We start from the raw sequence: 9,219 nt of genomic DNA, 5'->3' as shown, positions 1-9,219 counted from the left end.
AGCCTCGTCTTCCGCTCTAAACCTCAAACGAAAGTTTGAGGTTTTTTATTTTCAAGAGGCGAGAAGTTTATCCCGATGACTATCGGGAAGCCTCGCTTGCCTGCCGGTTGGCAGGTCTTCCGCTCTAAACCTCAAACTTTAGTTTGAGGTTTTTTTATTTTCCTATAAATGCTAAATCTGTTTCGGGTTGTAATTCTTCAGCGTCTTGATTTTGTCTAAATAATCTAGCGGTTAGGTTTCCTTTTAATAGTATTTTTTCTCCAGAAACTTCTAACCAACTTCCTTCACGCAATCCTAAAACAGCTATGCTATTAAAAATATGAAACTCATTTATTCTGGTTTCACGAGTTTCCCCCATGTGCTTACTCTGCAAATCGGTATCAAGATAATGTGGGTTCAAGTTGAATGGAATCAATCCCAAAGTTTTAAAACTCGGAGGATAAATAATAGGCATATCATTGGTAGTTTGCAACGTTAATCCTGTAATGTTGCTTCCCGCACTGGTGCCTAAATAGGGTGTTCCGTTTTGAAGTACTTTTGCTAAAGTTTCCATCACATTGTTCTGATATAACTGCGATACTAATAAAAATGTATTACCACCACCAGTGAAAATACCTTGTGCATTTTTTATTGCATCTACTGGATTTTCAAATTCATGTAACCCTTTTACCGTTTTGTTTATTTTGGCAAAAGCTTTTCTAACAGTATCAGTATAATCATCGTATGACATTCCTCCGGGTCGAGCATAAGGGATAAATAAAATTTCAGGGCAATCTTTGAAATGAACTTCCAAAGTAGGTAATAAATACTCTAAATAATTTCCTTCATGAAGAGTTGATGTACTGGCAATAATTAATTTTTTCATGAATTTTGATTTGCTTTTTTTTAGGTAAGTTTAACAAAAGATTATAAACTTTAGGTTGACTAATCAACTATTTTTACATCGTAAATTTAGAATAATGAAGTTATTTAAGACAACAATATTGTTTTTATTTTTCTCATCGTTATACGCTCAAACTGTAACACTTAACTTGTTGAAAGGAAAAATAACTTCTCAAATAAAAGAATTAAACGAAGTTTATGTAACTAATCTTCGCTCAGAATCAAATACTGTCACGGATGAAAATGGCAACTTTTCAATGTTTGTAATACTAGGTGATACTTTACAATTTTCGGGTTTACAAGTCATAACAAAAAAGGCTGTTATTGATGAAAACGAAATAATTAAAAAACTTTTTGTGATTACGTTACATGCCAAAGTCATTCCGCTAGATGAAGTAGAAGTGAAAACTTATCCCAATATCAATGCGGTTTCGCTTGGAATTCTCCTAAAACAACCCAAAAAATATACGCCAGCAGAAAGAAGATTAAAAACAGCCTCCGATTATGATGTAACTGATTTTTTAGGTCCAACTATTGGTTTTTCGATGGGATTAGATCCTATATTGAATGCCATTTCGGGAAGAACCGCTATGTTAAAGAAAGAACTGAAGATTGAGAAGAAAGAATACCTGCTAAATAAAATAGAGTATATGTTCAAGGAAGAATACTTTTTGGAAAACCTAAAGATCCCAAAAGAGTATCTTCGAGGTTTTTGGTATTATGCTGTTGAAGACCAAAAATTAGAAGAGGCGCTGAATGCCAAGAAAAAAATGATGGCTCGATTTATCTTCTCGGATTTAGCAACTAAATATCTGGAATTAGTAACTATAAAATAATTACTTTTAAAGAATGAAAAGAACTTTTAAATTCCCTTTTTTTATATTAATCTTTCTATTGCTGACTTCTGCGGGCTATCATCGTTTTTACACTGCAATTTACCAAATAAATTACGTGCCTCAGAAAAAAATGCTTCAAATCACTACCCGCATTTTTGACGATGATTTGAACGAAGCATTAAAAAAGCAATATTCAAAAAGAACTTTTATTGGCTCAGAAAAAGGAACACCAGAAGATATCGTTTTGATGAAAAAATATTTATCAGACAAGTTCAAATTGATTGTCAACGGTCAGCTAAAATCTATGGAGTTTTTGAGCCAAGAAAATGAAAACAATGTGCTTATTTGTTATTTCAGAATTAAAGATATTTCCAAAATAAATTCCCTCAAAATTGAAAATTCTATTCTTACAGAACTATATCCTGAACAACAGAATATTATTCAATTTAATAATGCTGGCGAAAAGAAGAGTTTATTATTAACTTCTTCCACCAAATACGGTATGTTAAAATAAATTTTATTCATCATTAAGCCATATATTTTTTTACTTTTATACCTTAATTTATAGTCTATGAAAAAAATAGCTACTTTTTTTTTAATGCTGTTTATGAGTATTTTACAGGCTCAAGAAACTTCCAAAACTTCTAATTCTGATTACAGAAATCCAGATAAGTTCAAACAAATGTATGATTTGTTGGCAACGCCTACTATGTATCGTACAGCAGCTGGTGCGCCAGGGCCAGAATATTATCAGCAACAAGCCGATTATAAAATTGATGTGGAATTAGATGATAAAAATCAAAAACTTTATGGCACTGAAACCATAACCTATACCAATAATGCCAAAGAATCGTTAGATTATTTGTGGCTTCAATTAGACCAAAATGAAAAAGCAAGAAATTCCAATTCGCCTTTGGTAGAAAGCAATAAAACGGATTCGTCAATTTCGGTTAAAGATTTCTCTAGAAAATATTTAGAAGAAGATTTTGATGGTGGTTTTAGAATTGATTATGTAAAAGATGTCAACGGGAAACCTATGCAGTATACAATTAATCAAACCATGATGAGAATAGAGTTGCCTATGTTTTTGAAACATGGAGAAAAGATTACATTTTCTATAAAATGGTGGTATAACATCAATAATTATTTATTAGATGGTGGTCGTTCGGGCTATGAACATTTTGATAAAGATGGTAATAACTTATATGTTTTAGCGCAGTTTTATCCAAGAATGGCGGTTTATAATGATGTGGAAGGCTGGCAAAACATGCAATTTTGGGGTTCTGGAGAGTTTGCATTAACCTTTGGAAACTTTGAAGTCAATATTACGGTTCCAGCTGATCATATTTTGGAAGCAACAGGAACTTTGTTAAACAGAAGTGAAGTTTTTACTCGTGAACAATTAAAAAGATATGCTGAGGCCGAAAAATCTTTTGACAATCCAGTAGTTGTGGTAACACAAGCCGAAGCCGAAGCTAGGGAAAAGGGATTTTCAACTGCCAAAAAAACCTGGAAATTCAAAGCAGAAAATGTGCGCGATTTTGGAATTTCTACCTCAAGAAAATTCATTTATGATGCTATGGCAGTTAAAACAGGAAATACCACCGCCATGGCAATTTCATTATATCCAAAAGAAGGAAATCCGTTGTGGGAACAATATTCTACTAGAATAGTAGCACATACTTTAAAAAGTTATTCTAGCTATACTTTTGACTATCCTTATCCGAAAGCCATTTCTATCAATGCCAGAGATCAAGGAATGGAATACCCAATGATTTGCTGGAATTATGGTCGCCCTGATGAAAACGGAAAATATACAGACCAAACCAAATATGGAATGTTAGGTGTAATATGTCATGAAATTGGACATAATTATTTTCCTATGATTATCAATTCAGATGAACGTCAGTGGACATGGATGGATGAAGGATTGAATTCTTTCATGGAATTTTTGGCCGAAAAAACATTTGATGCCAATTTTCCTGTTCGTCGTGGACCTGCTAAAAATATAGTTCCCTACATGAGTGGCGATCAAAAAGGATTAGAGCCTATTATGACCAATTCAGAAAGTATTCGTCAGTTTGGAAATAATGCCTATGGGAAACCAGCCACAGCACTGAATATTCTTCGTGAAACAATTATGGGACATGAGTTGTTTGATTATGCATTTAAGACTTATGCTAATCGATGGAAATTTAAGCATCCAACTCCAGAAGATTTTTTCAGAACCATGGAAGATGCCTCGGCAGTTGATTTAGATTGGTTTTGGAGAGGTTGGTTTTATACCACAGATTACAATGATATTGGTATAAAGGAAGTAAAAAAATATTTTGTAAGCAGTGAACCTTCAACTGAGGCAAAAAATTCAACGAAACCAAAACGAAGAAGAGATACAACTATTGGACCAGTGGTTTACATGATTGCTGAAGGAACCGAAGATTTTAAACCAGAATTAAACAAGCCATTCAAATCTTCAGATTATCAAGCATTAAATGAATATATAAACCAACATTTCACTGCAGAAGAAAAATTAACATTAAACGAGCCAAAATATTTTTACCAAGTTACTTTTGATAAGCCTGGTGGTTTAGTGATGCCAATAATTATAGAAATCATCTTTGAAGATGGAACTACTGAAAACCATTATTTTCCAGCTCAAATTTGGAGAGTGAATGATAAAGAAGTGAGTAGAACATTTGCTACCAAAAAAGCTATAAAAAAAATTGTACTTGACCCCAAAGAAGAAACAGCCGATATCGAAACGGCTAATAATTCATGGCCAAAAACAGTTGAGAAATCAAAATTTGATTAATAGAACTTTGTAAATTTGTACTTTAATTTAGTAACTAAAGAATATGTTTGGAATAGGCGGTGGCGAAATACTATTTATAATTTTCATAGCGTTGATGCTATTTGGTTCTGATAAAGTTCCTGAAATTGCAAGAACATTAGGAAAGATAATGGCGCAGTTAAAAAATGCTACTAATGAAATAAAATCTGAAATTCAAAAAGGAGCTGAAGCTAATGGCATTGATACTTCAATGAAAGAGTTAACGGCTACTTTCACTACAGAAGTTGACAAGATAAAAGAAGGATTGGATACAAATCTAACCAATCCTGTTCAAAAAGCAACACAAGATATCGAGGATTTAACAGGCCCCATAAAAAGACAATTATAATGCTGGAAAAAATCATTGATCTAGATAAAGAACTTCTTGTTTTTTTAAACGGATTAGGTTCATCTTCATTCGACGGTCTTTGGTTGATGATTACAAAACCAGTCTATTGGACTCCATTTTTTCTTTTGATTTTTTCTTTTGTTCAAAAAAAACTCGGTTGGAAAAACTTTGGTTATTATTTACTTTTTACAGCATTGTTAGTGCTGTTTTGTGACCAAAGTGCCAATCTATTTAAATGGTATTTCGAACGCTCGAGACCTTGTAATGATGAAGAAATAAAAACTATAATCAGAATTGTGAAATCAAGTCCTTCTTATAGTTTCTTTTCAGGTCATGCTACAAACTCTATGGCAACTGCAGTTTTTGCTTTTATGATTTTGAAGAAGTTTTATAAACACACTTATTTACTGTTGCTGTTTCCTTTACTATTTGCTTACAGTAGAATTTACTTGGGATTGCATTTTCCATTAGATATTATGACGGGTTATGCTTTTGGAGCTACTTTTGGATTTATTTGTTATAAATTATTTTCAAAATTCGTAATTCGTAATTCGTAATTTTTATTTCACTCTCGAAACCGTCAATCCATCACGAATGGGCAACAAAACAGTTTCTACTCTGTTATCCTCTTTTAGCAGTTGATTGTATTCTAAAAGTATTTTTGTGGTAATGTCATTGGGCTTTATTTCTTCTAAAACTTTGCCACTCCACAAAACATTATCCGAAAGAATAATGCCACCTTTATTCATCATCGGAATAATTAAATGGAAATAACTAATGTAGTTTTCCTTGTCGGCATCAATAAAAACTAAATCATATTTTTTGTTCAAAGTTGGAATAATTTCTATAGCATCACCAAGATGTTGTATTATTTGATTTGCCCATGGACTTTTGTCAAAATATTTTCGCTGAAAATCAACTAATTCTTCTTCGATATCTAATGTATCTATAGTGCCATTTTCTGCTAACCCTTCAGCTAAACAAAGTGTAGCATATCCCGTATAAGTACCAATTTCAAGAATGGTATTCGGATGAATAATTTTAGAAAGCATACTCAACACTCTTCCTTGAAAATGACCACTCAACATTCTAGGTTGTAGTATTTTTTGGTGTGTTTCTTTATTTAATTGCGCCAATAATTCAGGTTCATTTTCGGAGTGATTGGCAACATAAGAATCTAATTCTTCGGAAAGGAAATGCATGGTTTTATTTTTTACAAAAATACAAATTAACAACTAACCAAAATACCCTAAATTTACGCCATGGAAATCGAGAAAAAAGACATCCGAAGTCTGTCCAAAGAACAATTACGCGATTTTTTTGTGGCCAATGGCGACAAAGCATTTCGCGGTAATCAAGTGTATGAATGGCTTTGGAGTAAAGCGTCACACAATTTTGAAGACATGACTAATGTTTCTAAAGAGACTCGTGCAATGCTCGAAAACAATTTTGTTATAAATCACATCAAAGTTGATACCATGCAACGCAGTGAAGACGGAACGGTAAAAAATGCTGTTCGACTTCACGACGGTTTGATTGTTGAAAGTGTTTTGATTCCAACAGAAACTAGAACTACAGCTTGTGTTTCAAGCCAAGTAGGTTGTAGTTTAGATTGTAATTTTTGTGCCACAGCTCGATTAAAAAGAATGCGAAATCTCGAACCGGGAGAAATATATGACCAAGTAGTTGCCATAGATAGAGAAAGTCGTTTGTATTACAACCGACCACTTTCAAATATAGTATTCATGGGAATGGGAGAACCATTGATGAATTATAACAATGTAATGAAAGCCATTGCTATGATTACTTCAGAAGAAGGGTTAGGAATGTCGCCAAAACGTATTACTGTTTCCACATCGGGAGTTTCTAAGATGATTAAAAAGATGGCGGATGATGAGGTCAAATTCAAATTGGCCGTTTCGTTACATTCGGCTATTGAAGAAACCCGAAATCACATTATGCCGTTTACAAAAAACTTTCAGTTGCCCGAATTGAAAGAAGCATTACAGTATTGGTATCAAAAAACCAAAAGTAAAATAACCTACGAATATGTTGTTTGGAAAGGAATTAACGATGATAAAGCATCTATTGATGCATTGGTAAAATTCTGCAAACAGGTTCCCTGTAAAGTGAATTTGATAGAATATAATCCCATTGATGACGGAGAGTTCCAACAAGCTTCTGATGCTGCTATCGATAATTATATCAAAGCTTTAGAACGAAATGATATCGTTGCAAAAGTCCGCCGAAGTCGCGGAAAAGATATTGATGCAGCATGCGGACAATTAGCTAATAAATCATAAAAAAGTCCTGACTTCAATCTAAAGTCGGGACTTTTTCCTTTTATAATCAACAAATTTTAATTTCCGAAAGTAAATGGAGTTGCTGCTCCTCCATTAATGGCAATGGTAGCATTATTATCACACGTATCATTTCCATAATCTATAACAGCCGTATTATTTGTACCAGTTATAGTTAAAACTCCACTAATCACTTTGTATTGACAAGCCATATCTATTTTAAGTGGAGATGTTTCTAAAACAACATGAGAATGTTGTGCACCGTTAGGTCTAGTATTAGTAATAGATTGGTATATTTTATAGACATTATTACTCAAAATTCCATCTCCGAAATTCTCAACGCATTCTCTTGTTCTTGTTCCCACTCTAGTATATACTTCTCCATTAGGGAAAGTAGCGGTCATGTCTATGTCTATTATATGAATAGGATGGTTATCTGCTGAGAGTTGGCTACTAGCAAATTTTCGTGTAATCGATCTATTACCTTCAATCAAAATAGCATTATGAGTAAAATTCATAAATTCATAATTGATAGTATAACCAGTAGTAGCTAAAGTATTTGCAGTAGGTAATGGTAATGCTCCAGAAACAATAATCTGCCCATTTAAAATATTTCCGTTAAAGGTACAATTAGTAAAAGTTACTGTTCTCTCCCAAGAAGTTGGGGTTGTAGTAGCGGCACTAACTGATGCACACATTGGCAATAATGTTACAAATGTAGTCGCATTTTTTCCTGCACTTGAAGGATTTTGCTGAAAATAAACATCTTCAACAACATCTGAAATATCATTTGAAGCCTTATCCATTTTGTTAGCAGCTACTGCATCAGCACTAGTTAGACTTGTGTCAGACGAGTTGTTGTCTTTTGAACAACTTCCCAATGTAAAAATAGCAACGAATGCTATAATGCCTAATAAATTCTTTGTTTTCATATTCTATTTTTTAATGGTTTGCTAGATAAGAGTTTCTTTTTTAAAAAAGGTTTAATCAAAGGTAAAAAAATTTTTCAAACAATAGCATTGTTGTATCTTTGAATGCGATGAACATCACCTCACAAATAAAAAAACCCATTCAGGAGGAAATGGAACTTTTTGAAAAGAAGTTCTACGAATCGATGACTTCCAAAATTGCCTTACTAAACAGAATTACCTATTATATCGTAAACCGAAAAGGAAAACAAATGCGTCCCATGTTTGTTTTTTTGGTCGCCAAAATGCTCTCCGAAAAGGATGAGGTTAATGAAAGAACTTTTCGAGGTGCAAGTGTAATCGAATTGATTCACACAGCAACATTAGTTCATGACGATGTAGTAGATGATAGTAATCGACGACGTGGCTTTTTCTCTATCAATGCTTTATGGAAAAACAAAATTGCGGTTCTCGTCGGTGATTATTTCCTGTCCAAGGGATTATTGCTTTCCATTGATAATGGCGATTTTGATTTGCTGCGAATAATTTCAGTTGCCGTTCGTGAAATGAGTGAAGGTGAATTACTTCAAATAGAAAAAGCACGCCGATTGGATATTGTTGAAGAAATATATTATGAAATCATCCGAAAAAAAACAGCAACTCTAATTGCCTCCTGTTGTGCTCTTGGTGCAAAATCTGTTTCCGAGGACGAGATACAAGTAGAAGCCATGCGAAAATTTGGTGAACTCATCGGAATGGCATTTCAAATCAAAGACGACTTGTTTGATTATACTGATGATGCGATTGGAAAACCCACCGGAATAGACATCAAGGAACAAAAAATGACCTTGCCTTTAATATACGCTTTGAATAATTGTACATCTAAAGAAAAAAGCTGGTGTATTAATTCTATCAAAAATCATAATAAGGATAAAAAACGTGTCGCAGCAGTTATCCAATTTGTAAAAGATAAAAATGGTTTGCATTATGCCGAAAAAAAAATGGCGCAATTTCAACAAGAAGCGCTTCAAATCTTAAATAATTTCCCTGAATCTGACTATCGTGATGCGCTTTCACTGATGGTAAATTATGTAATTGAAAGAAAAAAATAATT

10 protein-coding genes are annotated in these 9,219 nt (G+C 33.3%); 7 read left to right on the top strand and 3 right to left on the bottom strand.

What is annotated here, in order from left to right:
• Nucleotides 1–154: 154 nt before the first annotated feature.
• The gene (gene pepE, locus ACOYLT_RS08695) at nt 155–865 is read right to left on the bottom strand and encodes a dipeptidase PepE (protein WP_422853466.1); all 711 of its coding nucleotides are present in this window, start codon (nt 863–865) and stop codon (nt 155–157) included.
• Between the two features lie 94 nt (nt 866–959).
• Here pepE and ACOYLT_RS08690 point away from each other — a divergent pair, with 94 nt between their 5' ends.
• Genes ACOYLT_RS08690 through ACOYLT_RS08670 form a run of 5 tightly spaced genes read left to right on the top strand, consistent with a single transcriptional unit; the run spans nt 960 to nt 5,454 of the window.
• Nucleotides 960–1,718: a hypothetical protein gene (locus ACOYLT_RS08690; RefSeq protein ID WP_422853465.1), complete on the top strand. Its 759-nt coding sequence runs from the start codon at nt 960–962 to the stop codon at nt 1,716–1,718.
• Between the two features lie 13 nt (nt 1,719–1,731).
• The gene (locus tag ACOYLT_RS08685; protein ID WP_422853464.1) at nt 1,732–2,232 is read left to right on the top strand and encodes a DUF6702 family protein; all 501 of its coding nucleotides are present in this window, start codon (nt 1,732–1,734) and stop codon (nt 2,230–2,232) included.
• A 57-nt stretch (nt 2,233–2,289) separates the two neighbouring features.
• Nucleotides 2,290–4,530: a M1 family metallopeptidase gene (locus ACOYLT_RS08680; protein ID WP_422853463.1), complete on the top strand. Its 2,241-nt coding sequence runs from the start codon at nt 2,290–2,292 to the stop codon at nt 4,528–4,530.
• A 43-nt stretch (nt 4,531–4,573) separates the two neighbouring features.
• Nucleotides 4,574–4,897, top strand: coding sequence for a Sec-independent protein translocase subunit TatA/TatB (locus ACOYLT_RS08675; RefSeq protein ID WP_422853462.1), 324 nt, complete (start codon nt 4,574–4,576; stop codon nt 4,895–4,897).
• Nucleotides 4,897–5,454 carry a phosphatase PAP2 family protein gene (locus ACOYLT_RS08670; protein ID WP_422853461.1) on the top strand — a complete coding sequence of 186 codons (558 nt, stop codon included), beginning with the start codon at nt 4,897–4,899 and terminating at the stop codon, nt 5,452–5,454. Before ACOYLT_RS08675 ends, ACOYLT_RS08670 begins: the two co-directional genes overlap by 1 nt.
• Nucleotides 5,455–5,457: 3 nt before the next feature.
• Here the strand turns inward: ACOYLT_RS08670 and ACOYLT_RS08665 are convergent, their stop codons facing one another.
• Nucleotides 5,458–6,099: an O-methyltransferase gene (locus ACOYLT_RS08665; protein WP_422853460.1), complete on the bottom strand. Its 642-nt coding sequence runs from the start codon at nt 6,097–6,099 to the stop codon at nt 5,458–5,460.
• Nucleotides 6,100–6,159: 60 nt separating this feature from the next.
• Here ACOYLT_RS08665 and rlmN point away from each other — a divergent pair, with 60 nt between their 5' ends.
• Nucleotides 6,160–7,200 (top strand): 23S rRNA (adenine(2503)-C(2))-methyltransferase RlmN, encoded by a 1,041-nt coding sequence (gene rlmN, locus ACOYLT_RS08660; protein ID WP_422853459.1) that lies wholly within the window; start codon nt 6,160–6,162, stop codon nt 7,198–7,200.
• A gap of 56 nt (nt 7,201–7,256) precedes the next feature.
• On the opposite strand, the gene ACOYLT_RS08655 is transcribed toward rlmN, so the two are convergent.
• Complete coding sequence (locus ACOYLT_RS08655) at nt 7,257–8,129, bottom strand: hypothetical protein (protein ID WP_422853458.1); 873 nt, start codon at nt 8,127–8,129, stop codon at nt 7,257–7,259.
• A 107-nt stretch (nt 8,130–8,236) separates the two neighbouring features.
• On the opposite strand from ACOYLT_RS08655, the gene ACOYLT_RS08650 reads away from it, so the two are divergent.
• Entirely contained in the window at nt 8,237–9,217 is a 981-nt protein-coding gene (locus tag ACOYLT_RS08650) for a polyprenyl synthetase family protein (protein WP_422853457.1), read from the top strand.
• Nucleotides 9,218–9,219 lie beyond the last annotated feature (2 nt).

It is taken from the genome of Flavobacterium sp., assembly GCF_049318185.1.
Classification (GTDB): Bacteria; Bacteroidota; Bacteroidia; order Flavobacteriales; family Flavobacteriaceae; genus Flavobacterium.
Note: the sequence above shows the minus strand (reverse complement) of the source record. Positions and strands in the feature narration are given on the sequence as shown.

Coding starts and splice junctions, on each gene's coding strand:
- pepE (WP_422853466.1), bottom strand. CDS start 865: ATGAAAAAATTAATTATTGCCAGTACATCAACTCTTCATGAAGGAAAT.
- ACOYLT_RS08690 (WP_422853465.1), top strand. CDS start 960: ATGAAGTTATTTAAGACAACAATATTGTTTTTATTTTTCTCATCGTTA.
- ACOYLT_RS08685 (WP_422853464.1), top strand. CDS start 1,732: ATGAAAAGAACTTTTAAATTCCCTTTTTTTATATTAATCTTTCTATTG.
- ACOYLT_RS08680 (WP_422853463.1), top strand. CDS start 2,290: ATGAAAAAAATAGCTACTTTTTTTTTAATGCTGTTTATGAGTATTTTA.
- ACOYLT_RS08675 (WP_422853462.1), top strand. CDS start 4,574: ATGTTTGGAATAGGCGGTGGCGAAATACTATTTATAATTTTCATAGCG.
- ACOYLT_RS08670 (WP_422853461.1), top strand. CDS start 4,897: ATGCTGGAAAAAATCATTGATCTAGATAAAGAACTTCTTGTTTTTTTA.
- ACOYLT_RS08665 (WP_422853460.1), bottom strand. CDS start 6,099: ATGCATTTCCTTTCCGAAGAATTAGATTCTTATGTTGCCAATCACTCC.
- rlmN (WP_422853459.1), top strand. CDS start 6,160: ATGGAAATCGAGAAAAAAGACATCCGAAGTCTGTCCAAAGAACAATTA.
- ACOYLT_RS08655 (WP_422853458.1), bottom strand. CDS start 8,129: ATGAAAACAAAGAATTTATTAGGCATTATAGCATTCGTTGCTATTTTT.
- ACOYLT_RS08650 (WP_422853457.1), top strand. CDS start 8,237: ATGAACATCACCTCACAAATAAAAAAACCCATTCAGGAGGAAATGGAA.